Annotated in this window: 17 protein-coding genes; 13 read left to right on the top strand and 4 right to left on the bottom strand. The window is 57.3% G+C overall.

Annotated elements, in window-relative coordinates; genetic code table 11:
- The first annotated feature begins 55 nt into the window (after positions 1 to 55).
- Entirely contained in the window at positions 56 to 280 is a 225-nt protein-coding gene (locus V1273_RS10565; RefSeq protein ID WP_334409534.1) for a hypothetical protein, read from the top strand.
- Between the two features lie 339 nt (positions 281 to 619).
- Positions 620 to 3,370 carry an Ig-like domain-containing protein gene (locus tag V1273_RS10570; RefSeq protein WP_334409535.1) on the top strand — a complete coding sequence of 917 codons (2,751 nt, stop codon included), beginning with the start codon at positions 620 to 622 and terminating at the stop codon, positions 3,368 to 3,370.
- A 1,164-nt stretch (positions 3,371 to 4,534) separates the two neighbouring features.
- Here V1273_RS10570 and V1273_RS10575 read toward each other — a convergent pair.
- Positions 4,535 to 4,882 carry an H-NS histone family protein gene (locus V1273_RS10575; protein WP_442894076.1) on the bottom strand — a complete coding sequence of 116 codons (348 nt, stop codon included), beginning with the start codon at positions 4,880 to 4,882 and terminating at the stop codon, positions 4,535 to 4,537.
- A 778-nt stretch (positions 4,883 to 5,660) separates the two neighbouring features.
- On the opposite strand from V1273_RS10575, the gene V1273_RS10580 reads away from it, so the two are divergent.
- Positions 5,661 to 6,023: an H-NS histone family protein gene (locus tag V1273_RS10580; RefSeq protein WP_334383169.1), complete on the top strand. Its 363-nt coding sequence runs from the start codon at positions 5,661 to 5,663 to the stop codon at positions 6,021 to 6,023.
- Between the two features lie 414 nt (positions 6,024 to 6,437).
- Here the strand turns inward: V1273_RS10580 and V1273_RS10585 are convergent, their stop codons facing one another.
- The 3 genes from V1273_RS10585 to V1273_RS10595 all read right to left on the bottom strand — a co-directional run bounded on the left by V1273_RS10585 (position 6,438) and on the right by V1273_RS10595 (position 12,121).
- Positions 6,438 to 7,916 (bottom strand): exopolysaccharide biosynthesis polyprenyl glycosylphosphotransferase, encoded by a 1,479-nt coding sequence (locus tag V1273_RS10585; protein ID WP_334409537.1) that lies wholly within the window; start codon positions 7,914 to 7,916, stop codon positions 6,438 to 6,440.
- A gap of 447 nt (positions 7,917 to 8,363) precedes the next feature.
- Entirely contained in the window at positions 8,364 to 9,602 is a 1,239-nt protein-coding gene (locus tag V1273_RS10590) for a polysaccharide biosynthesis/export family protein (RefSeq protein ID WP_442893811.1), read from the bottom strand.
- Between the two features lie 182 nt (positions 9,603 to 9,784).
- The gene (locus V1273_RS10595; RefSeq protein ID WP_334409540.1) at positions 9,785 to 12,121 is read right to left on the bottom strand and encodes an AAA family ATPase; all 2,337 of its coding nucleotides are present in this window, start codon (positions 12,119 to 12,121) and stop codon (positions 9,785 to 9,787) included.
- 960 nt (positions 12,122 to 13,081) lie between these two features.
- Here V1273_RS10595 and V1273_RS10600 point away from each other — a divergent pair.
- The 10 genes from V1273_RS10600 to V1273_RS10645 all read left to right on the top strand — a co-directional run bounded on the left by V1273_RS10600 (position 13,082) and on the right by V1273_RS10645 (position 23,770).
- Entirely contained in the window at positions 13,082 to 13,393 is a 312-nt protein-coding gene (locus V1273_RS10600; protein ID WP_334367633.1) for a hypothetical protein, read from the top strand.
- On the top strand, positions 13,371 to 15,578 hold the full coding sequence (locus tag V1273_RS10605) for a peptidase domain-containing ABC transporter (protein WP_334409541.1): 2,208 nt from the start codon (positions 13,371 to 13,373) through the stop codon (positions 15,576 to 15,578). The genes V1273_RS10600 and V1273_RS10605 overlap by 23 nt, the downstream gene beginning before the upstream one ends.
- Entirely contained in the window at positions 15,575 to 16,999 is a 1,425-nt protein-coding gene (locus V1273_RS10610) for an HlyD family type I secretion periplasmic adaptor subunit (protein WP_334409542.1), read from the top strand. Before V1273_RS10605 ends, V1273_RS10610 begins: the two co-directional genes overlap by 4 nt.
- Positions 17,000 to 17,241: 242 nt before the next feature.
- On the top strand, positions 17,242 to 18,303 hold the full coding sequence (locus V1273_RS10615) for a Gfo/Idh/MocA family protein (RefSeq protein ID WP_334409543.1): 1,062 nt from the start codon (positions 17,242 to 17,244) through the stop codon (positions 18,301 to 18,303).
- Between the two features lie 3 nt (positions 18,304 to 18,306).
- Positions 18,307 to 19,824 (top strand): oligosaccharide flippase family protein, encoded by a 1,518-nt coding sequence (locus V1273_RS10620; protein ID WP_334409544.1) that lies wholly within the window; start codon positions 18,307 to 18,309, stop codon positions 19,822 to 19,824.
- 38 nt (positions 19,825 to 19,862) lie between these two features.
- Positions 19,863 to 20,357, top strand: coding sequence for an acyltransferase (locus V1273_RS10625; RefSeq protein ID WP_334409545.1), 495 nt, complete (start codon positions 19,863 to 19,865; stop codon positions 20,355 to 20,357).
- A 132-nt stretch (positions 20,358 to 20,489) separates the two neighbouring features.
- Positions 20,490 to 21,599, top strand: coding sequence for a DegT/DnrJ/EryC1/StrS family aminotransferase (locus tag V1273_RS10630; protein ID WP_334412190.1), 1,110 nt, complete (start codon positions 20,490 to 20,492; stop codon positions 21,597 to 21,599).
- Positions 21,600 to 21,673: 74 nt separating this feature from the next.
- A complete protein-coding gene (locus V1273_RS10635) occupies positions 21,674 to 22,669 on the top strand; it encodes an NAD-dependent epimerase/dehydratase family protein (RefSeq protein ID WP_334369212.1) in 996 nt (331 codons plus the stop codon).
- Entirely contained in the window at positions 22,666 to 22,824 is a 159-nt protein-coding gene (locus tag V1273_RS10640; protein WP_334383157.1) for a hypothetical protein, read from the top strand. The genes V1273_RS10635 and V1273_RS10640 overlap by 4 nt, the downstream gene beginning before the upstream one ends.
- 85 nt (positions 22,825 to 22,909) lie before the next feature.
- Positions 22,910 to 23,770, top strand: a complete 861-nt coding sequence (locus V1273_RS10645) for a glycosyltransferase (RefSeq protein ID WP_334409547.1) — start codon at positions 22,910 to 22,912, stop codon at positions 23,768 to 23,770.
- The last annotated feature ends 172 nt before the right edge of the window (positions 23,771 to 23,942 follow it).

The following is a 23,942-nucleotide window of genomic DNA, read 5'->3' on the forward strand; positions in this document are numbered from 1 at the left end:
TGCGCGACTTCAGCTCCAGCTTCGCGAGTCTGCGGTCCGCCCAGGGCAGGTGGAAATGATCGGTGACAAAATCAGAGGCTACTTTTCCAACAGACAATCGACCCGAGCGCGCCTGTGTATCATTGAACATTGTCACTCGCTGATCGCTCCTGCTGAAATTGAAGAACAGCCGACGATCTTGTTGCCAAACTCTCAGGGCTCTCAGAACACCGCGCGCAGCATCCGCCGTGCTGAATCGCATTGCATAGCGCGCAAGTTCCCAAGCTTCGATAAGCTTTGAAGACAAATCGGCGGACGATATGCCCATCTGATGAGAGTGAGGGACGAACCCTCGACGAACTTGGCAGCGAAACTGAAGAAGAATCTGAAGCTGGAAGCTAAGTCGACGAGCTGCTGCACTAAATTCCGGCGCGGGAACTTTGACGGGACAATTGAGAAATCACCTTGGGTGGGCCGACATGTCGTCCCAAAAAAGCCTCCGCCGACGGCGACCTCGTCCGTCGGAATGTATGGTTGGCGACGACGGAACCACACAACACGGTAACGTTGGTCGGTACAACGGTTGCTCAATAGAAAACCGCTGCGTGCACGGATGCGGCGCTTAAGGAAACAAAACACGATGGCCACCTACGACAACATCCCTCTGAGCTGGAACGACCCGTTGTTGAGCGGGGTTACGAGTTCGAGTTCGGTCACGCTTAGAGATGGCGGGACGCTTTCGTACAAGAGCATTACCGACACTGGCTCCACGGCGTCCGTTGTCGGCCTTGGCTCGTTCAGCCTCGACCATATGCGTATTAGCTCAAGGGAAGGTGTGCGCATTGGGGGTGACGGTGACGTCACGATCAGCAATTCGTATCTCGAGTCGACGGGACAAGGGAGCGATCATGCCGATACTATTCAGATCTATGCCCCCGGCAGCACCGGGAATGTGACGATCACGAATACGACGATCGTCGCCCACACCACCGCTGCAACTGCTGGTATGTTCGTTGCGGATGATTGGAGTGGAACGCTCACGTTCGATAACGTGGTATTCCAAGGTGGTCCGTTTGGCTTGCGTATTGCCGCGGATGCGAACGATATCTCGGTAGCGCTCAAGGACGTGTATTTTGTCGGGCCGTTTGGTTACGACGATATTCTCTTTCAGGAAGTCAATGCGGACATAAACATTACTCAGTGGGAAAATGTCCGCTCCGCAACGATCGTAAATGGTGAACTCGTTCCGGGCGAACTTATCCCGCCGCCTTTCCCGGTGGAAGGGGGTGGTGGTGGCGCTGGGTTGACGACGATCGACCACTTCTCGAACGACAGCGGCACATCCGGTGATGGCATCACCAACGACAGTACGCTGACCCTGAGCGGCAGCGCGGCCGCGAACAGCACGGTGAAGGTGTTCGACGGTACGACCCAGATCGGGACCACCACGACCAACAGCAGTGGCGCGTGGAGCTACACGACCGCTGCGCTGTCGAACGGCAATCATAGCCTCAAGGCCACGGCCACCACCACGTCGGGCACCAGTTCGACGTCATCGGTGCTTGCCGTGAAAATTGACACGGTGGCGCCCACGGCCCCGACGATGGCGACGCCCACCAACAACGCCAACGGCGGCCTGAACCTGACCGGCACGGCGGAAGCGAACAGCGTCGTGAAGGTGTTCGACGGCACGGCCCAGATCGGGACCGCGACGGCCAACAGCAGTGGCGTGTGGAACTACACCACCGGTGCCCTTGCGGCCGGTTCGCACAGCCTCACCGCAAGGGCGACGGATGCGGCAGGCAACACCGGCGCGGCGTCTGCCGTGGTCACGGCCAGCACCGGCACCTCGGCACCCCCGGCTACGCCGGCTACGCCGACCATCGCGTCGTTCTCGAACGACACCGGAGCGGCCGGCGATGGCATCACCAGCGACAATACCCTCCAGCTCAAGGGTACCGCGGCCGCCAACAGCACCGTCAAGATTTACGATGGCTCGACCCAGATCGGCACGACGACCGCCAGTTCGACCGGGAGCTGGGACTACATCACCTCGGTCCTGACCAACGCCAAGCATGTGCTGACCGCGACCGCGACCACCTCGAGCGGCCAGACCAGTGCCGCATCCGGTGCGGTGACCGTGACGGTGGATACGCTGGCGCCGACGGCCCCGGCCCTGAGCAGCAACGCCATCGTCAATACCAATCAGGTCAAGCTGTCGGGGACCGCCGAGGCCAACAGCACGGTCACGGTCTACGACGGCACCACGGTCGTCGGAACGGGGACGACAAACTCGACCGGAGCCTGGAGCGTCACGACGAACGCCTTGTCGACCGGCACGCACGCGCTGACGGTCAAGGCTGCCGACGCGGCCGGCAATGTCAGCGCCGCCTCGCAGTCGGTCAGCAGCGTGATCGGTGGGACGTCGCCAACGCCAACTCCGGGTGAGCTAGTCGAATCGGCTGGTGTGACAAGTCTCGTTGAGAGCGGCGGCAAATATTACCTCAACAGCAGCAGCGGATCCGGCCCCACGTTGAAGTATGGCGGTGCGGATTTTGTGGACGGGCAAGATGGCACCTGGACGCCGATCGGTGCGGAGAAGACGGCGACGGGCTATCAGGTTGCCTGGAAGGAGGCGAGCACCGGTCAGTACACGGCCTGGAACACCGACAACAACGGCAACTACGTTTCCCATGTCAGCGCCCTGACCGGCTCCGTGTCGGGCGGCTCCGTGTCGGGCACGAACTATGGCCTTAAATTGCTCGAGACGAGCTTCCATCAGGATCTCAATGGTGACGGACAGGTCGGTGCTTCCAGTGCACCTGCGCCGACTTCGTCCGTCGAATTGACCACCATGTACAAGAACTGGAGCGATATCGTCACGATCAAAGGCGTCGCCGATGCCAACAGTCAGATCAAGCTGTATGATGGCAACGCATCACTGGGAACGGTGAATACGGCTGCCGACGGCACTTGGTCCTTCAAGACATCGTCCGCCGTATCCGACACGGTGCACACGTATACTGCCAAGCAGATCGATAGCACCGGTCAGGTTGTTGGTACTTCGGGCAATGCGATCCTCGGCTCGACAGGGAGCAATACACTGACGAGCAGCTCCGGCGACGATGTCTTCGTTGGGAATGGAGGCGCTGACACGTTCGTATTTGCGCCGAACTTCGGGAACGACGTCGTCAAGGATTTCGGTACATATGGACGGTCCCACGATGTGGTTCAGTTCAGCAAGAGCGTCTTCGACAGTTTCGCGAGCGTTCTCGCCCATGCAACGCAGGTAGGCCAAGACGTCGTCATTTCGGCTGATGCGGACAACTCGGTGACGTTAAAGAACACCAAGCTGGGCGCCATCAATAGTCATGACTTCCACTTCTCGTAGTAGCTCAGCCTGAAAGCGTTCGGATGCGCTCAGCCAAATTTATGAGCGCATCCGAAATATCGGCATAAGCGTTGGTCGTGCGAAGGATCGCCGGAGAAGCAGCAAACGCTGGCTCGCAAACCGCTAGCAGGCATTGATGATCTCCGATGAGCCAGCTAGCGACGGCAACCTAACGCGTTGTTTGTATGAACCTCTCGAACGTTGGCGCCACGGCCAGCAGGTATCAACCTGCCCAGCCGCTAGCCGCCTAATACCTGACTGAAATGACCGCACCCGCTCGATAGCGCCAGCAAGGTCCGTAATGCGCAGGTCCAGGATACCAGCCGGACCCGAAAAACGGCACGGTCAGGGGGGTAGCACCCCGGACCCCTTCTACTAGCTCGCACCGAGCATGGCGAGGTCCGACTGAACGCGGCGGTCTTGCGTACCAGCGGTGCGCGCTAACATCCGCTCCTGTCATCGAAGTCGGCTGAACGGCCCTATCTGCTGCTTCTATTGAGCTCGTGGAAATAGCCAGACATGCGGTCAACGAGACCGACAAAATGAGAATTCGAGGCGCAGTCGACATTACGGTCCCTCTTGTTGATGTGTCCCGAGACTATCCTCAAGCTCCAGCTTGGCCCAGCCCGATCAACAGGGGAAGGTCCCGCCCCGGTATCCCCAACTCCCACGGGATTCCATCCTGAGGCTCGAACTGCCGTGGACTGTTCCCGCTAGGTCCCCTGCCAAGTGCGTTGGCGGGAGCTGATCGGCCACCGTAGCATCCGACCAGATTATCGTCCGGCTTCTGTCGGCGGCCCCTCATTACAACGCATAAACTTCACGGAAACATTGAACCTACTTCCCGCCACCGTCGTCTAATCTTCTCGGGAATTCCAGCTTTCCTGATGCAAGGGGGGCTTCTATGGGTGACGACCTTACAAGCAACGCCTACAATAGAACTCTTCAGGATTCGCTCAAAACAATAAAGCAGGCTAACGAGCAGCTTCACGTTGTGACCAAGGCTAACGCAACACCGGCAGCCCTCACATCATGCATGGAACTTTACGGGATATTGCTTGGGGAAGTCACAGATATTCGCAGCAACTTAGTGACCTACCTCGAGTGCACGCGTGCAGCGGGCCAAAATTCCTACGCAATAAAATGCGTTAACCGCGACCGGCTTCAAGAGGTCTCGTCGTTGTGATTATCGTCGTCTGCAAGGTTAACGCTTTTGTCTATTACAAAGTCTTCCAACTTCCGTCCGGCGCTTAAGGCGGCGACCAGCCATCTCGGCTGCTTTCCGCGCCCAGACCACTTTTGCGAGGGCTGAGAGGGGTTCCAGTATTTTGGCTGAACTTTTGGATATTTGCGTCGCGGACGGTTGGCAGGCGAGCCCTCAATGTCGCGCATCTCTACGCGGCTCAATTGCGCCAGCCGCCGCCGCTCCAATTGAAGTTTTTCTGTCGTGATTTTTTCGGACAGGAGTTTGGTGAGCTGCTCATGCAAGAGCCAAAGCTCGTCAAAATCCATTGTCTCCAAGTCTGTCCTGCGCATCGCGGGTCCGTTAAGGCTAACAGATTGCGGTCTTTCCGGAAGCATCCAATCCTCGAAATATCGCTGGCGATGACGCCAAATACGTGCGAAGTTTGAATCGATAGGTTTAGGTTTTAAACATTATTTGATTGTAAATTTAATAATTTAATTCAGTTAAAAGCAAGGGCGTATTTAGGGTTTTGAGCAGAGCGGGTGGGCGTCGGAAAGGGAGCATGACACGCTGCTATGAAATGATTGGGGTAGGGTCGTTGCTGTAGAGTTTTTGTGTAGGTGCCCAAATGGATTTTCAGATGGATTCTATCGGTTCATCCCTTTCTCGCCTTCAAGATGCGGTTGGCCGCTGCATGGTACCGTCCGCCGCATCGAGTGATGTTAGCCAACTTAGACACCAGATTGAGCTTCGGCAGCGTGTCCTGAAGGATATCGAAGTCATAAGATGCCGGCTGTCGCTTTTCTTTCGCCACAGAGGCAAGGGGCCGCGCAGGAAAGCACAGCGCCGGCGGGGGCGATCGAGCCTTGACGCACGCCAGGACCACGGCTGGCGAGCTCCTCGTCCTTGACTGCAGCTTTTTGATCGGTGCAGTTCAAAGGGCCGCCCAGGCTGGGGATTTCGCGCGGCTAGATTTCTGTGTAAAGCAATCGCGAAGAACGCCAGAATAATCCATTTTCCCGTGGAACCCTTGTAATCCCCCTTGATTGTTATTCGGGGGTGTGACATCGCATTATGTTCTAAGGGGAAATCAAGAGCGACGGCATGGCTCCGAAGAAGATCGATTTAGAGTCCTGGTCTCTGGATGAGCTTTGGGCGCTTCACGGAGAGATCAGCGGGATTTTGTCAGCGCGGATCAGGGCCGAAAAAGGCGAACTTGAGAAGCGCTTGGCGGTGCTTAGTCGCGGCACAATTGTCGGTGATGATTCGGGGAATTTGCAACCGGACCGCAAGCCTCGCCGCAAGTATCCCCGGGTATTGCCAAAGTATCGGAATCCTCAAACCTCCGAAACCTGGTCGGGTCGCGGCAAGCGGCCGAGGTGGCTGGTTGCGGCGGTCAAGTCGGGACGCAAGATCGAAGATTTCCGGATTGGCGAGGCCGGCACGAAGGCTCGTCAGCGAGCGTGAGCTGATCGACGGGGTATTGTATTATTAACCACAAAATTAATGGGTTAGAGGCGCGGCTGGCGAACTGAGATAATTTGCCGTCAGGCATTATCGATGCGCGGCAGAGGCAAGCGGTGACCAATCGGGATTGGACAGAAATCGAGAATGAGCTGAATGGGCTGGTGCCCGGCCTTCCACAAGGCGAAAAGAGGACGTCGCGCACTCAAAGCGTTCGCCAAACGATCCAAACGGACGAACAGGCGCTTCTGGCGCACATAGCTGACGCTCTGGTCCAAGAGAAACAATACTGACGTGTAATTCCCGAGCTTGAGTTGGCGCTACGCCGGCCATGTTGACTTGCAAGGTGCCGCCTCATTGAGCGCGCTTTGAATCAGTTCGGATCAATCTGCTCGACCGTCAGGCCAATTCTAGCGTCTAGTAGGCGTTGCGACCGCGCAGCACCTCAATCGGTGTCCGGACCAGGATAGCCAGATCCAATCGAGCGCTCCAGTTGTCGATGTACCAAAGGTCGTACTCAACCCGCCGTTCAATGGAGGCGGCGGTGGGTGTGGGTCCTCGACACCCGTGTATCTGCGCCCAACCCGTCAACCCGGGCTTCACGCGCCGCCGAAAGGCATAATTGCGGACAACCTTGTCAAACTGGCCATCTTGAGAGATGGCGTGCGGCCGCGGCCCGACAAGTGACATGCTTCCGTAGAGCACATTGATGAGCTGCGGTAACTCATCGATGCTCGTCCGGCGCAGCCATTTTCCAACGCGAGTCACACGGCTATCGACCGGCCGCGCCTGGATGACCGATGGCCCGTCCTCCAGCACGCGCATGGTGCGGAACTTGTAGATTGAGAAACTCCGACCGTTGAAGCCACAACGTTGCTGCCTGAAAAGGACCGGACCAGACGAGTCCAGCTTGATCGCTAATACAACTACAGCAAGCAGCGGCGACAGAGTAACCAGGGCAAGTCCGGCGCCGACCAAATCCGTAAACCGCTTGATGGCTCTCTCAAAGAATGTAAGTGGCCCTCGCTGGATTTCCACGCATACCGTGCTGCCAAGGTCCCGCGTGGGTCGCCTGAACATCTCCGAAAGCGCGCCAACGGGTACAAACGAGACGGGAGTCGGCAGAACCCGCAGTTCGGAGACAAATGCACGCAATTCCGACCACTGGTTCGGATCTGCCTCAACGATGATTTCCTCGACGTTTGAGCCGCGAGCATTTTCAATTACGCGAGCGCTAAGCCGCTTGCGGTGATCAGAACCGAAACGAGGCGAAGGCAACCTGAAATGCTTGGTCACACAAAATCCGAGCATGTTCAGCGTTGGCAAAAGTCCCACATCACTAGACTGTGGTTGATCCGAAATCAGAATGATATTGCCGCCGGCGAATTTTCTTTTGCTGAGGCCTCTCATGAGCAAGCTCTTGATGAGAGCTCGTCCGACAACGAGTAATGCAAGACTGGTAAGGGCAAAGGCCATTCCGGCGCCGCGAGGGTATTCGTCACTAACGTTGAGCGAGCCGGCCGCAGCGGCTAGAACGATAAATGCGAATAGCAAGGCGCCGCAAACGGCGCGAACCTGACTGCGCAGGACCAGTAGTTCACTTGGATTGTACATACCTTGCATTTTTAACAACGATACGAACATCGCCGATACGACGATGGCCGAGCCAATGGCGTTTGTGAAGCCGGCCGCGGTCCAACCAATGCAGAGCCGATACAAGAAGACTGAAACGATGCTTGCGAGGACGATGGTACCGAGATCGGTACAAATCGCGACCAACTCGATAGACCGATATCGGATTGGCCATTTTCGCTGTGAGCCCGAGGGAGGGCTGTACAGTTCGAGGGCAATCTCCTCGTGGAGGCCGGCTGCAACCTGTCGGTTAATAAAGTTCATGCCAGAACCAGACTGTTCGAGGCTTTCTGCAATAAGTTTAATCTATTATTAACGCTTTAAATAAATCAAGCAAAAACCGCGTCGAATTAAATGAGTCGGGTTATTTTTGGGCGCTGATTATAGCGGGACCGGATTCTCGTGCGGGAATGATCCGTGCAGCAACTCGTAGTGGAGCGCCGCATCGCCCGCCGGTGATGATGATCCTCGCGGGATCGATCTGCCCAATACTGGTCGCCCTCCAGTCAGCGTCGGTTGCTGGCGGGTCTAGTCGTTATGCAGCGTGGCTGAGCGATGTTGCGCCGCTATGGCGCGAGTAGGACAACCAATACGAAGAGCAGTTCCTTGGCGGAAGCCGTGCCGGCGCGGTCGCTTGCCACTCACACCGATACTCAGATCTATTGGCCGCATCAGCCGCGTGTTCCGGTTGTTCAGCCGGGAACTCAACGATTATGGGGTGGTGGTCGTAATCGGCGGCGGCGTTGTGATAATCGTCGTCGTTCCGGTGCCCGAAGCAGCAGCTTTGAGAGCAAAGAAGTTGGTTGCGTAGATGATCGGGTCGTTCACGGTCGCCATGATGGTTCTCAGGAAGACCAGGAACTTGGTGGTCTCCACGCTAACCGAGTTAGATGTGTAAATGACGTCCTTGTTCCGCATGGCGAAGGACTGGGCCAGGAAATAGCCGGATGGATCCCGCAGATTCACGTGAAAAATGATCGGAATGATCTCGCCCTGAAACGGTCTGACATCGACACCTATCTCTTTAGCAATCGCCCGCGTTTCGCCGCGGTATAAATACACCGACGCTGGATCGGCTTGAGAATCATTCAGTCCGCCTTGTTTTCCGATTGCCTCGGCCAATGACAGGCGCCAGGCGTCGAACTTGAATAGGCCTTGGGTCCCGCCGGCGCCAAACCCGACGAAGGTCTGCGGCATATTGAATAGGTAGATGACATCGTTGGGGAGTACATAAATGTCATTGGCGGGCTCATACATCAGCGCGCCAAAGGGCACGCTCGCACGATGTCCCATACGTTTGAGTGAGACCCAGGTGTCGTAGCCTTGCGCAGATGGGCCGCCCGCACGTGCGATCGCATCGAGCACGCGTTCGCCAGAGGGACTGGCTGGAAAACGGCCGGCGGTACGCACGTCCCCTAGGACGGTGATCAAAGAAGTGTTCTGCGTCGCGAGGCTGACGACGACTTGCGGTTCTAGGGCGCGAGCCTTGAGTTTGTCCGTGATCTCCTTGCTAATCTCAAAGGGCGTGCGGCCCTTGGCCCGAACGGAGCCCGCGTATGGAACCGAGATATTGCCTTGTTCGTCGACCGCTTGGTTGGGAATGGTGACAAAATTGCCGGCGCGAACGCCCGCATCGGACGTGAAAAGACCGCCGGCTGCGGCCTCAAAAATCGTGACACTGACAATGTCGCCGATCCCGAAGCGAAATGCTTTCGGCGGCGTTTGAGCGGCAAACGCCGTGGATAGCCTGGGTATGTGGTTTCCAAGAATGTTGACGACTTCCGGGGTCAGCTTGACCAGCGCGTAGGGGAGGGCGGCCGGCTCGCTGCCTTCCTTGGCTCTTTGGACGTCCGCGCCCAACGGGCCGCTACCGGGCGTAATGATACACCCGGCACAGAATAGGGTCAGGATGCCGACCGCGATTGTCGCGCCAATTTGCAGCGTGCGGATCAGAGCCGTTCCCCCAACTATCAACTGAGACCAATCGCCGGGCACGTTGGCACCGTCGCGCGAATCGAACCAGCCTGTTCGCGTATCTATCTGAAAAGCAGTCCCCGTGTGTTGCGCGGCTGCAACAGTTGCGGCCGGCGCTAACAACTAATTATCACCGAGATAGAATAACAAATCCCTGCTTAGCCGGAGTTGGACAGGCCGTAGCGGGCGCAGTGGTCGTCGCTGTAGTAGTCGCGCAGATAGCTGTCGTAGCGAGCCATTGCCTTGATGTCGGTCTTGTTGAGGACAGTGCCGATCAGGCTGTCGTGGATGGTAGGCGCGGTGTGCAGGGCATGCTTGACGACGTCGATCTTCGTCTGTCCCCATTCGACAACCAGGATAAAGTGGTCGACGAGCTGTGTGGTGGCGCGAACATCAACCAATGGAGTCAGGGGCGGAAGATCGACGATGACGTAGTCATAGCTCGCCCGTAGTCGGTCGAAGAGCTTGTGCATCGAGTCAGTTGAAAGGAGTTCGCTGCTATGCAGCAGGTCACTCCGTCGAACGGCCGGCAAGAATGCCAGGTTCGTTGTTGGATCCCGCCAGACTGTCTCTTCTATCGACCGGCTGCCATTGGTGACCTCGATTATGCCGGCGGCTGCATTTGGGGCTAGACTGGAGGACAGCGAGGGATTCCTCAGGTCGCAATCGACGATGATGACGCTCTTTCCACCATGCCCAATGAGCTGCGCCAGCGAAGCTGCAATTGTTGTCTTGCCCTCGTTGGGCAGAGCCGAGGTGATGCCAATAACCTGATTTGAGGTCTTGGTCGCATTGAGGTCAATTGCCAGCTTGATCGAGCGTATCGCCTCGGCGAACCTCGATAGCGGCCTGTCAACGACGGCACGGTGGATAGCCGAATCCCTCGCAATGGTCCGCTGGCCCGAATCCCCTTCAGTCGAACGCGATTTGGCTCTGCGCATCGGCGAATGCGGCACGACGAGCTCCGGCACCAACGCGAGGCATGGCAGTCCCAGTTCGGCTTCGATCTGGGCGGAGGTGCGAAAGACCCGATCCATTAGCTCTCGGAACAAGCCCAACATGACCCCGAAGCCGATGCCGCCAATCAAGCCCAGCGCCATGACGACCTTGCTTTTCGGCTTGCTCTTGCTTTGCGGCGGTAAGGCAGGCTGGATCACCCTCGTCTCGGAGATGGGAAAACTCTCCTGTTGCTTGGAGCCGATGTAGCGCTGCTGGAACATGTCAGACAGGCTGCGCAAACCCTTCGCACGGTTTTCCAGTTCCCTTATGGTCAGTTCAGCCGCATTCGTTGTGCGGGATTGGACCACCGCCTCGGCGAGCTGTTTCTCAATCTGTACCTGTCGCTGCTTGGCAACTTCGACGTCATTTCGAGTATTTTCGGCAAGCCTCCTGACCTCGTCGAAAATCGAAGAGCGCAGGTCACGCATACGATTGCGGAGAGTGAGAACGGCCTGATGGCTAGGTCCGAATCTGGCCGAATACTCGTTTTCGCGCCTCGTCAGTTCAAGATACTGTTGCCGGAGGCCATTTATAATCGGATTACTGCTGACGTCGGAGCCAACTGCGTCCAGGGTACCCATCGAAGACGAATTTGCCGGGTTGGTGCGCAAGATGGCTTCATACTGACTCAACCTCGCCGATGCTTCGGTGAGCTGCGCCCGAATGGCCATTAGTCGATTATTGAGCTCTGTGACCTGCTGCTCGTCGATCGACTTTCCTTCCGGGGAAACGATGTTGTTCTGAGACTTATATTGGTTAACTTCCCGTTCGGCGTTGAGCGCCTGGTCGCCAAGATCGCGCAGCCTGTCCTGAAGCCAAGTCGTTGCACTTCGATTGGCTTCGAATTTCGCGTTCAACTGCTCCGTGATGTATGCCTTTGCTACCGCATTCGCGATTTGCGCGGCCCGTTCGGCGTTACTCGAATTGAAGCTGATCTCCAGTATGCTGCTCATGCCGACCCGCTTTGCTGAGAGTCGGTCCTGGAACGCCGCGATAACGGCATCCGACAGCCTTTCCGGAACACCGGCCTTGGATTGATCCGGCGGAGTCGAGTTCCCTGTTGGTGTTCCGCGCCATAACGAGGATAGCGACGGTCCGGAACCGCTGAAATCAGGGTCATTGACGAGGTTGAGCTGCGTGATCACTGAAGTTGCTAGCGCGCTCGATTTGAGCACCTGGATCTGGGTCTCGATCTGGTTGAGATCGAAGGCTGGCTCCGAAAGTATCGACTGCTGCTGAACGAACTGTGCCCTGGGGTTTGCCAGAAGGACTTGCACATGCGCGGTATAGGTCGGTGGGGTGATCCGCAGGTAGATTACGCAGGATGTTAATGCGAATACCGCGGTAAGGATGATCACGAGATATTGGCGTCGCAATAGACCCAGCGCGAGATTGACAAGCTCCGCCACACCGCCAGATCCGGCATCGTCGCTGGGCGCCGGACCGGTCTGAGGACTGCGGCTCTTCTCGGCGTTTAACATGTTAGTTTGAAGCATTGTGGTGCTCGCTGCGCCGCCTGTGATTTCGCCGCCCGGCGGCCGCACCACTAATCGTGTGGGGCCGGACGCCGGTGGAAGCCTCCGGCCGAGGATTTGAGGCATTTAAATATAACAGGAAAGAAATCTGCTGTCCAAATTAAATGATGGTAGTTAATGTGACGCTTCCAATGCGCTGTGGCTCAAAGGCATGGACCAAGGCGGTGAGGCGGATTGAATTTCGGGCGGCGTGACCATCCGTCGCGGATCTGGAGTACCACCCATGAACATGGCCGGCGCTGCTTGGGACAAGCTAGGCTCCGGCGCAAGATGCCCGGCACGGTTGCGGGATAGCCGTTGTTCGGGGGAGTATGGCGGTTCAATCGCGCGAGCGATTAGGGGGTTTGCGAGAATTCGATTTTTTCCGGGAATGTGGTTGTTTTGACCGGGCGAGCAGCCTCTCAAGTTCTTCTCGCAGGCGGAGAATTTCCTCGTAACGAACCGTCAGATCATCCTTCATGTGCGGCCTATCGCGCTTTGGCATGTGCTGCAACTTAGCGAGAGCCCAATCGCCTGCAACAAAACTCCTTGATTAAGCTTGATAGACACTCAGGAAGTTAATTCTGGAACCGTCGCTCGCCGCTACTTATCTTGCGGTGGCAAATGGATCCATCGTTCAGAATGGCACTCCGCCGCCGCTACATTGAATCAGCCCGATCGCGTTTCCTATAAACGATACCCTCATTTAATTTTTAGAATCGAATTGACGGCGCTATTAAATACAGATTAATGTATTATTATTCTGTCGGGTTGCCATGCTGCTGATGCAAAATGCTTTCCGATCCTCCTTTACGATTTAGCCTCGGACACAGGCACCTATCTGCGGCGGCTCGAGGCTGTTTGCGACCGACGCTTCAATTCGATCAGCTACGGCGCTGACCCAATCATCAGGCCAGAATTGGCAGCATAGGAGTCACGACAATGGAAGCGGAACTCTTTACGGACGGCATCGGTGAAATCACCGTGGGCGGCTCGATCGTACGTGTGGACCTGTTCAGTCTTTCACCGACGGAACGGGACGCCAACAACGCTCCGAAGCGGGTATTCCGTCAAAGACTGATCTTCTCGGTGGAGTCGTTCGCGAACTCGGTCGAGGTGATGCAGAAGGCACTTCAGGGCCTGGTCGATGCTGGCGCAGTTCGGCGCACCGAACCGTCACATGCTGGTTCACCTACGGGCCAACCTACTCCGAATAGCCCACGGTCTCCGAATGTCTCAAGCAATTTCCGCTGAAACCGATAGTGCTGACGCGTTGGAAGTGGCGTCGCAGGACGCGTGTCCACAGACGGCGCTAGACTGTCTTGCCAGGGTGGCCACCCACCACGGCATTGATTTGCCAGCCGAGCGCCTGCGGCATGGCTATGCGGTCGACGGCACTCCGACGTCGGTGGACCTCTTGCTTCGGATGGCGAAGGAGGCGGGCCTGCGCGCGCAGGCCGCCCAGCTTGATTGGGGCGTTCTCTTCCGGATGGGACAGGCATACCCGGTTCTGCTCCGCCTCTCGAACGGTAATTGGGTCGTCGTTCTTCGCGCCACTGAGAGATCTGACGGCACAGCGGCGGTCGTTGTTTTTGACCCTCTTGCCGAGCGTCAGAATGAGCCGCTCGTCGTTGGCCAAGAGCAATTTTGCGCGCGATGGCGGGGGGACGCCATTCTGATAAAACGCGAAAACATATTGTCGCATGGCCGAAAGAAATTCGGGCTTCGCTGGTTCGTCCCCGACCTGATGCGTCAGTGGCGGCTGTTCACCGATGTCGCCATTTGTGCCGTGCTGCTTTACGCGCTCGGTCTCGCGCTCCCCATCTTCTTTCAGCTCGTCATCGACAAAGTCCTGGTGCATGAGAGCTTCACCACGCTTTATGTGCTGGCGGCCGGCGCCGCCGCTGCGCTGGCTTTCGATGCGATATTCGGTTTCCTGCGGCGCTACCTGCTGCTCTATGCGACGAACAAGGTCGACATCCGCATAGCGACCAAGACATTCGGCCATCTGCTGGGCCTGCCTGTAACCTTCTTCGAGCACATTTCGGCCGGCGTTCTCGTGAAGCATATGCAGCAGGCTGGGCGAATTCGTGAATTCCTGACGGGGCGGCTCTTCCTGACAACGCTCGACGCGTTGTCGCTATTGGTGTTCATCCCGGTACTGGCGCTCTACAGCTTGAAGCTGACCTCTGTCGTTCTGGCCTTCACCGCTCTCAGCGGTCTCGTTGTTGCCTTGTTGATGGGGCCATTCCGCCGGCGACTTTATGACTTGTACCAAGCGGAGGGTGCGCGGCAGGCGCTGCTGGTCGAGACCGTACACGGCATGCGCACCGTGAAGTCACTGGCCATGGAGCCATTGCAGGGCAAGACTTGGGACGACCGCTGCGCACAAGCGGTATCCATGCGTTTCGGAGTCGAGAAGATTTCAGCGACCGCCCAGGCAGTCACCGGATTTCTCGAGAAGATGATGACGCTTGGGATCATTGGCCTGGGTGCGCTCGACGTCTTTAGCGGCGAACTGACGATCGGCGCACTGGTAGCCTTCAATATGCTGGCGGGGCGGGTTTCTGGGCCGCTGGTTCAAATGGTCACCATGGTTCACGAATATCAGGAAGTCGCTTTGGCCGTTAAAATGCTAGGCGAGGTGATGAACCAAAAGCCGGAAAGGGACGGCAACCGCGACGGGTTGCGGCCGGATCTAACCGGGAAAATTGAGTTCGAAAACGTCTCCTTTCGGTACGGTGCCGAAGGTGCGCCGGCGCTGAATGACGTGTCGTTCTCGATTGCGCCTGGCTCGGTATTCGGAATAGTCGGCCGAAGTGGTTCAGGCAAGACAACGCTCACGCGCCTGATTGCTGGAATGTATCCGGTGCAGCAGGGCTTGCTGCGGATCGACGGCTACGATTCCCGGGAGCTTGAGCTCGAGCATCTGCGCCGAAATCTCGGCGTAGTTCTGCAGGATAGTTTTCTGTTTCGAGGTACGGTTCGAGACAACATCGCCTGCGTGAAGCGCGATGCGACGTTTGCCGAAGTAGTACGGGCCGCGCAGCTCGCCGGCGCCGACGAATTCATCGAGCGCTTGCCGCGTGGCTTCGATACGATGATTGAAGAGAACGGTTCAAACCTGTCGGGCGGTCAGAAGCAACGTCTCGCGATCGCCCGGGCACTCATCACCGATCCCCGTATTCTCATTCTCGATGAGGCGACCAGTGCGCTGGATTCCGAGAGCGAGATGATCATCCGCCGCAACTTGCGGCGGATCGCCGAGGGACGAACCGTTATTATCGTGTCGCATCGGCTGTCGATGCTCGCGGACGCCAACGAAATCCTGGTGATCGACCGTGGTCAGATCGTTGACGTGGATCGTCACGATCATTTGCTTTCGAAGTGCACTATCTACCGACATCTCTGGAACCAGCAGACGAAGCAAATCGCATGAGCACGGAGAAACCGCGAGCCGTTGCGAAAGCGGATAAGTTGCCGCAGCCCCGAAAGGCTGAGCGGCGCCGGGGAAGGCTGTTCAGGGCCTCCAGACAACCGCGCGTGATTGCCGAATTCCAGTCCGATGCGATCGAAGTAGAGCAACGATCGCCACCGAGATTCGCTCGCCTCACGCTCTATTGTATCCTTGCACTGATTGTAGCTGCGGTTACCTGGGCCACGGTGTCACAGGTCGACATGATTGTAACGGCCCAGGGCAAGCTGGTCACCATGCGTCCCAACCTCGTGGTGCAGCCGCTTGAGACCTCGGTTATCCGCGAGATCCATGTCAAGGCCGGTGATCGGGTAAACCGCGGCGACCTGCTGGCGACGCTCGATCCGACATTCTCGCAGGCGGATCACGACCAGTTGCGAAACAGGGTTGCTGCTTTCGATGCATCGATTGCTCGTCTGAAAGCTGAGTTGGCTGGATCCGATTATGTCGTGGCCGATTTCGGCGATGCCGATTCTGTCCTGCAGCACAAGATGTTCCTCCAAAGGAAGTCGGCGCGCGAAGCGCAGATGCAGAATTTCGATGCGCAGATTGCTTCCGCTCAGGCCAATTTGAAGACAGCGCAGAACGAAGAAGCGGTCCTGGGGCAGCGGCTTGATAACATGCGGTCGATCGAGTCAATGCGCAGCACGTTAATGGACAAGGAAGTCGGATCGAAGCTGAATTTCCTGCTTTCCCGCGATGCCCGCCTCGACGTCGAAAGCAATCTGGCTCGTGTTCGCGGCAATATCGCCGATTACACCCACCGGGTCGACAAAGCACGAGCCGATCAGAAAGTGTTCGCCGAGGATTTCCGCCGCACGGCGTACCAGGACCTGGTCGAGGCACTGACCAAGCGAGACAGCGCATCGGAAGAGTTAAAGAAGGTCGAGCTGCGCAGACAACTGATCGTACTCAGGGCCCCGGCAGACGCTATCGTGCTGGAGATTGCCAGCCGTACGATCGGTTCGGTCGTGCGCGAGGCGGAAACGCTTTTCGTGCTCGTCCCGCGAGATGTACCGCTTCAGGCGGAGGTCAACGTCGAGGGCAGGGATGTCGGGCAGATATCAATCGGTCAGCCGGTGCGGATCAAGTTCGAGCCTTTCCCCTTCCAGAAATACGGGACGGGAACAGGAACGGTCCGCGTCATCAGCCAGGATTCATTTGCGCCAGATCCTAAAGCCGAAGCTGCGCGTCGCACGACAGTTCCCTATTACCGCGTACTGATCGATTTGTCCGACGTGCAACTTCGGCTGCCCTCCGCCCGTACGCACCTGATCCCCGGCATGGCCGTTACGGCCGAAATGAAGGTCGGGCAACGGAGCGTGATCTCTTACTTCCTCTATCCATTGCTACGTGGATTGGACGAAAGTATCCGCGAATATTGAAGCAATCATAGCATGGCAGTCATTTCATGAAGATGGGTTCAAAAGTTTGCGTTCGACTGGTTGCAGGTGGGGCTCCGAGTGAGCCGTCACGAACTCGAACTTGGTGAACTATGCGGCGAGAGGTCTCCGGCCGTGCTGTTGCGCGAGCGCGGTTGCTGGTCGCAAACCCACCATTTCGATAAGCGCCTGCTGCGGCGCCGCGAGCCGGAGTTAAGACAGGAAGAAGGAATCGAGGACAGCTCATGCAAGATAGTCGTGTTGGAATAGGCGTTGTTGGATATGGCTACTGGGGGCCGAATCTTGTACGCAACTTCGTCGGCAATCCGTCCGCTCGCCTCGTCGGCGTCGCGGATTTTGATCCGGAGAAGCGCGCAGCGAGCGAGCGTCTCTATCCGGGAGTAGCTACCACTGGTTGCTACGAGGACCTGCTCAAGAATCCGAGCATCGATGCGATCGCCATCGCTACTCCAGTGCGAACACACTACGAATTGGCACTTTCAGCTCTCGAGGCCGGCAAGCACGTTCTGGTGGAGAAGCCTTTGGCACCAAGCGCGGAAATGGTGCGCCGACTAATCGATGAGGCTGATCGGCGTGGGCTGACGCTGATGGTCGACCACACGTTTCTCTACACGCCGGCAGTTCAGAAGATACGCGAGCTCGTGCAAAAGGACGAACTGGGCGACATCTATTACTACGACAGTACGCGCTCAAGCCTTGGGCTGTTCCAAAGCGATGTCAATGTCATTTGGGACCTCGCGGTCCATGATTTGTCGATCATTCAATACATTCTGAATGAGGATCCTGTAGCTGTCTCGGCGACGGGGTCGTGCCATGTGACCGGCACACCGGAGAACATGGCCCATATCACGCTGTTCTTTGATAGCAAATGCGTGGCTCATGTAAGCGTTAACTGGCTCTCCCCCATCAAGGTTCGTCAAACCTTTGTAGGCGGCAGCAAGAAGATGATCGTCTATGACGATCTCGAGCCGAGCGAAAAGATCAAGGTCTATGACAAGGGCATTACCCTCAGCGGTTCGTCCGAGAATGCCCATCAATTCCGGATCGGATATCGTGCCGGTGACATGTGGGCGCCTCATATCTCCGCGAAGGAGGCATTGCAGACCGAGATCGAGCATTTTATCGATTGCGTGCGTACAGGATCGCCGCCAATCTCCGGCGGCATGTCGGGCCTGCGTGTGGTCGAAATTCTTGAGGCGGCATCACGTTCGATAGCCGACCAGGGCCGTCCCGTTCCGCTGACGGGAAGGCGAAGCCCAGTAAGGCCGGTCAGAGCGATGGCCTGATACATGAGCGACCTCGATCAGCCCGATCCGTCAAGCGTTGCGCCAGGTTCGCAACGCTCGGTGCACCGTTCGATCGCTTTTTCCGCGGTCGAACGGTACGGCAATCTTGTGCTGTTCTTGGTCACTATTGCCGTGCTGGCACGTCTGCTGACGCCCGCTGAGTTCGGTATCTATGCGGTCGTCAATGCTGTGACGGCAGTCGTTGCCGCGTCCTTCCAGGAGTTCGGAGGTGCCAATTACCTGATTCAGAAGCGCGAGTTGTCGCGCGCCAGTGTGCAGACTGCTTTTACGGTCACATTTGGAATTTCGGCACTTGTCGGGCTGGCGCTGCTCGCACTTTCGGGCGTTCTGTCACATTTGTTCGAGCAGGAAAGTTTGCAGAAAGGGATCGCGGTCTCGGCGCTGAGCTTCCTGCTTGTACCATTCTCTGGAACGATTACCGGTCTGTTTCGCCGCGATATGGAGTTTGGAAAGCTCGCCATTTGCAATCTTGGATCGGGCGCCGTTGGGGCCGCGGTATCTATCGCACTAGCAATGTTGAGCTTTGGCTTTATGGCCCCGGTCTGGGGCGGCGTAGCGGGCAACGTGGTCTTGACTATCATGTTGCTGAGGCAGCATCGCGATCTCGGCGCGTTCAGGCCTTCAGTTGCACAGTTCCGCGATGTCGTGGGCTTCGGCCTGTATTCCAGCGGCGTAAGCGTCATCAACGTGCTGTACAACCTGTCGCCGCAGCTCTTCTTGGCGAAGATTCTCGACTTTACTTCTGTCGGGTTGTACAGCCGTGCCACGAGTATAACTCAGATTTTCGACAAGCTCGTTGTGCAGGTTTTGAATCCCATCATCATGCCCGCCCTTGTCTCGAGGAGCAAAGATGCATCGAATTTGAGGGTTGCCTATCTTGACGCGGTTGAGCTGCTCTCGGTTGTACAATGGCCCTTTCTGCTCTTCATCGCGATCATGGCGCATCCGATCATTCTGATCTTGCTCGGTCAGAACTGGCTGGAAATCGTGCCACTGGTTCGCTTGCTCTGCGTCGCGAATTTGGCTCTGTTCGCAGCCTGTTTGACCTATCCTACACTGGTGGCTACCGGAAGCGTGCGCGATGCGCTAACTTCGTCATTGATCTCCCTGCCGCCCTCGCTTCTCGTCGTTCTGTGTGCCGCTTTCTTTGGGGCCCAGGCCGTGGCAGCATCAGCATTGTTGACCCTGCCGTTCCAGGCTGCGGTGGCTTTGTATTTCATCGGGCGACGGCTTACCATTAAGCCAAAACACCTTTCTTGTGCGTTGCTCAAGAGCGCCGTGGTGACGGTTATGACCGCTTCAGGCGTCATGGTCTGCGCGGCGCTCATCGAGGCGAGGATCGTACCGTCCTTCGTGGGCCTGATCGCTGCGGGCGGTGTCGCGGCCCTCTGCTGGTGGTTAGGGCTGACGGTTACCGGACATCCCTTGCTGCATCATCTTCATCGAGCGGCAGGTGGGTTGGTCGTGAGTGCGCCGTGGCTTAGGCTGCGGCGTCTATGAGACTGTTGCAAGGTTGTTGAAGAGCTTGGAGATAGCAGATGCCCATCGCGAAGGACGTGCAGCTCGGTCGCGACGTCCGAATATTCCATCCGGATCTCGTTAATCTCTATGGCTGCTCGGTCGGAGACGACACGAGGGTAGGAACTTTCGTGGAAATTCAGATCGGCGCAAAAATCGGCGCGCGCTGCAAGATATCTTCGCACAGCTTCATCTGTGAAGGCGTGACCATCGAGGACGAGGTTTTCATCGGGCATGGCGTGATGTTCACCAACGACAAATACCCGAGGGCTACCACAGCGGACGGCAAGCTGCAGGGACCAGCAGACTGGAAGGTGGAACGAACTCATGTCGGCCGCGGGGCATCCATTGGCTCCAACGCCACCATTCTTTGCGGTATCACGATCGGCGCCGGGGCCATCGTGGGCGCCGGCTCGGTGGTGACAAGGGACGTTCCACCACGGGCTATTGTTGCTGGCGTACCCGCGCAGGTTCGAGAACCGCGCCACGTTGCAATGGAATCCGCGGACCGTTAATCAAGGATTAAATTCAACCTAAATTCCCCTGCGCGGCTATTTTCATTGCCTCGTTTATATGATTTAATTTTGCCCGAAAATAATGGTTTAAATGAATTTAATGGATCGGGCTCGCCCGGCGAGGATAACCACTTGATACCTTTTCTGGATCTGAAGGCTCAATATCGCCAAATCAAGCCACAGGTTGATGCCGCGGTTTTGCGGGTCATCGACAGCGCTCAATTTGTTCTGGGACCGGACGTCGCTGCCTTTGAGGATCGCTTTGCGGCTTATTGCAACGTTGATCACTGCCGCGCGGTCAATAGCGGAACCTCGGCGTTGCATCTTGCGCTGCTCGCGGCCAACGTTGGGCCGGGCGATGAGGTCATCACGGTGTCGATGACGTTCGTCGCTACGACAGCAGCCATCCTGTACAGCGGCGCCAAGCCGGTCTTCGTCGACGTCGACCCTGTCTCCTGGACAATGAACCCGGAATTGATTGAAGCCGCGATCACGCCCCGAACGAAGGCGATCCTGCCCGTGCACTTGCACGGACTGATGGCGGACATGGATCCGATCATGGAGATCGCCCGCCGCCGTGGGCTTGTCGTCATCGAGGACGCGGCGCAGGCTCATGGTGCAGAATACAAGGGTCGGCGCGCCGGATCCATCGGCGATCTCGGCTGCTTCAGCTTCTATCCGGGCAAGAATCTTGGAGCGTACGGAGAGGGTGGAGCGGTCGTTACCAACAGCCCGGACCTCGCTCGACGAATTTCGCTGCTCCGTGATTGGGGCCAGGAATCCAAATACAATCACGTTGTCGCCGGCTACAATTTCCGCATGGACGGCATTCAGGGCGCCGTGCTGAACGTCAAGATGGACCACCTCGAATCCTGGACCGAGGGGCGCCGGACAGTGGCCATGCAATATGACTCTGTGCTGGAGAAGCTTCCGTTCGAACGTCCCCGAGCGCCGACCCACAGCCGGCACGTCTACCATGTGTATGCGGTGAGGCTGCCTCGGCGCGACGAGACGCTGAAGGTGCTGCAGGAAGGCGGGATTGGCGTGGGCATTCACTATCCCGTTCCGGTTCATCTGCAGAAGGCCTACGCGAATCTAGGCTATCGCGCAGGCGATTATCCCGTCACTGAGCGGCTGGCGAACGAATTCCTCTCGCTACCGATCTATCCGGAACTTCGGCCGGATCAGGTTGCAGAGGTCGTGGCTCAGCTACAGAGGGCGGCAGTCGTCGAGGCTGCCTAAGGCATCCCGGTCGAAGCGAACGTCATGCACGTCTGCTTGCCGAGACCAAACAATAGGAGGGCATCTTGGCTGATCTGAAGGGTAGGCGCATTCTGGTTACGGGCGGGGCCGGCTTTATCGGTTCGCATATCATCGACCTGCTGTGCAACGAAGGCTGCGCCGAAATCGTTGCGCTCGATAACATGGTGCGAGGGCGGCCGGAAAACCTTCGGCGCGCCGTCTCGCGCGGGCCCGTGCGTCTGGTTCACGGTGATATCCGCGACCGTGAGCTCATGGCAGGGCTGGTGCAGGCGGCGGACATCGTCTTTCATCAAGCAGCACTTCGCATCACCCACTGTGCGGCCGAGCCGCGCCTTGCCATGGAAGTCATGGTCGATGCAACCTTCGATCTCCTGGAACTGTGCGTCGAGCACAATGTCGAAAAAGTCATCGCTGCGTCCTCGGCATCGGTGTACGGCATGGCGGAGGAGTTCCCGACGACGGAGCGCCAGAATTCCTACGACAACCGTACCCTTTATGGGGCGGCCAAGGCCTTCAACGAAGGGCTGTTGCGCACGTTTAATGAAATGCACGGGCTCGATTACGTCGCCTTCCGTTATTTCAACGTCTATGGCGACCGCATGGACATCCATGGCCGCTATACCGAGGTCTTGATCCGCTGGATGGAGCGCCTGGAAGCCGGCCTGCCCCCGATCATCTTCGGCGATGGTCAGCAAACCATGGATTTCGTCCATGTTCGCGATGTTGCTCGCGCAAATGTTATGGGAGCGAAGGCGAAGCTTACCGACCAGGTGTTCAATGTCGCGAGCGGGACCGAAACCAGCCTGCTTCAGCTTGCTGGGACTCTTGCATCAGTGATGGGTCACCGTGGCCTGACGCCGGAATTCGCGCCGGAGCGATCGGTCAATCCGGTGCCGCGCCGGCTGGCCTCGACAGGGAAGGCGGAGCGCCTGCTGGGCTTCCGCTCGAGTGTGCCGCTCGAACAGGGGCTTGGCGATCTTGTGAAATGGTGGCGAGCCGAACGCGGATCGCTCGTGGCAACCCACCAGAGGGAGACGGTGGCTTCGTGATATCGAAAGCACTGCCGCTGCTCGCGGATGAGGAGGCAAACGCCTCCAGTGCGGCGGTGCTGTCGGGATGGGTGTCGCAAGGTTCGCAGGTGGATTTCGCAACGCTGTCAGTGCAACGTTTGCCCGCACCGCACCCGCGCAAGGTCACATGGTGAGGCTGAAGCAGTGCCTTGAGGTTGACCGAAGCTATGGCAGCCTCAAAGACGCACTCAAGTTTAATCCACTTCGACCTGGCTAGTCATGATTTCGATCGTCGTCCCAGCCCACAACGAGAGTTCTGTGATTGCACGGACCTTGAATCCATGGGTCACCAACTCGGCTTCGGGCGAAATCGGCGTGGTCGTCGTTTGTAACGGGTGTGTAGATGACACCGCGAACGTCGCCCGGCGCTTCGGTCCAACCGTCCATGTTGTCGAATCGGATATCGCAAGCAAAACAGACGCCCTGAACTTGGGAGATCAAATTTCAGGCGTGTTTCCGCGGATCTACGCTGACGCCGATATTGTTATTACCGTCGATGCTATTCGAGCTCTGGCAAGACGCCTGGGGCAAGGCGACGTTTTGGCGGTAGCACCCACACCCCATATCAATCTGACGGGCTGTTCCTGGCTCGTTCGCAAATATTACGGAATTCGGTCACGGCTGCCATCTTCGCGCGAGGGGATTGGTGGGTCCGGCGTCTACGCCTTATCCGAGGCGGGGCGTAGGCGATTTGGACAGTTTCCCCACGTCATTGCTGACGATACCTATGTTCGCCTTCAGTTCAAACCAGAAGAGCGAGAGACGCTGCCATACGCGAGGTCCACGGTATTCCCCCCACGTACTGTGCTGCAACTGATCGCAGTCAGAACTCGTGCCTATAGGGGAACATCCGAGCTCGCCCGGCGCTTTCCAGAGCTGCGCGTGAACAGAGGGGAAGGCAATAATCGGACGCTTATTGCATTGTTCAAAAAACCTCATTTGTGGCCCGGATTGTTAATTTATTGTGCTGTCAACATTGCCGCCCGGTGCAGGGCGACCGTAGGTTTGCGAAGTGGAGTTCATCGCTGGCAACGCGACGAGACTTCGCGCACAGCACTATCGGCAGATTCACTTAAATGAACGCATAAATGAGTACGCCAGCTCGGTGTTTGATCGGGCTGATGAAATCGGCCGCGCGTTTACTACAGAGAAATATCTTGATTTTAAATAATCCGACCTTTATTTTGAATATTGAATTTAAACTAAATAAATTAAATGCAGGGATCCGCGGGCACGAGCCGAAATCCGACCC

The organism is Bradyrhizobium sp. AZCC 1721 (assembly GCF_036924715.1).
Taxonomy (GTDB): domain Bacteria; phylum Pseudomonadota; class Alphaproteobacteria; order Rhizobiales; family Xanthobacteraceae; genus Bradyrhizobium.

Coding starts and splice junctions, on each gene's coding strand:
- V1273_RS10565 (WP_334409534.1), top strand. CDS start 56: ATGATCGGTGACAAAATCAGAGGCTACTTTTCCAACAGACAATCGACC.
- V1273_RS10570 (WP_334409535.1), top strand. CDS start 620: ATGGCCACCTACGACAACATCCCTCTGAGCTGGAACGACCCGTTGTTG.
- V1273_RS10575 (WP_442894076.1), bottom strand. CDS start 4,882: ATGGATTTTGACGAGCTTTGGCTCTTGCATGAGCAGCTCACCAAACTC.
- V1273_RS10580 (WP_334383169.1), top strand. CDS start 5,661: ATGGCTCCGAAGAAGATCGATTTAGAGTCCTGGTCTCTGGATGAGCTT.
- V1273_RS10585 (WP_334409537.1), bottom strand. CDS start 7,916: ATGAACTTTATTAACCGACAGGTTGCAGCCGGCCTCCACGAGGAGATT.
- V1273_RS10595 (WP_334409540.1), bottom strand. CDS start 12,121: ATGCTTCAAACTAACATGTTAAACGCCGAGAAGAGCCGCAGTCCTCAG.
- V1273_RS10600 (WP_334367633.1), top strand. CDS start 13,082: ATGGAAGCGGAACTCTTTACGGACGGCATCGGTGAAATCACCGTGGGC.
- V1273_RS10605 (WP_334409541.1), top strand. CDS start 13,371: ATGTCTCAAGCAATTTCCGCTGAAACCGATAGTGCTGACGCGTTGGAA.
- V1273_RS10610 (WP_334409542.1), top strand. CDS start 15,575: ATGAGCACGGAGAAACCGCGAGCCGTTGCGAAAGCGGATAAGTTGCCG.
- V1273_RS10615 (WP_334409543.1), top strand. CDS start 17,242: ATGCAAGATAGTCGTGTTGGAATAGGCGTTGTTGGATATGGCTACTGG.
- V1273_RS10620 (WP_334409544.1), top strand. CDS start 18,307: ATGAGCGACCTCGATCAGCCCGATCCGTCAAGCGTTGCGCCAGGTTCG.
- V1273_RS10625 (WP_334409545.1), top strand. CDS start 19,863: ATGCCCATCGCGAAGGACGTGCAGCTCGGTCGCGACGTCCGAATATTC.
- V1273_RS10645 (WP_334409547.1), top strand. CDS start 22,910: ATGATTTCGATCGTCGTCCCAGCCCACAACGAGAGTTCTGTGATTGCA.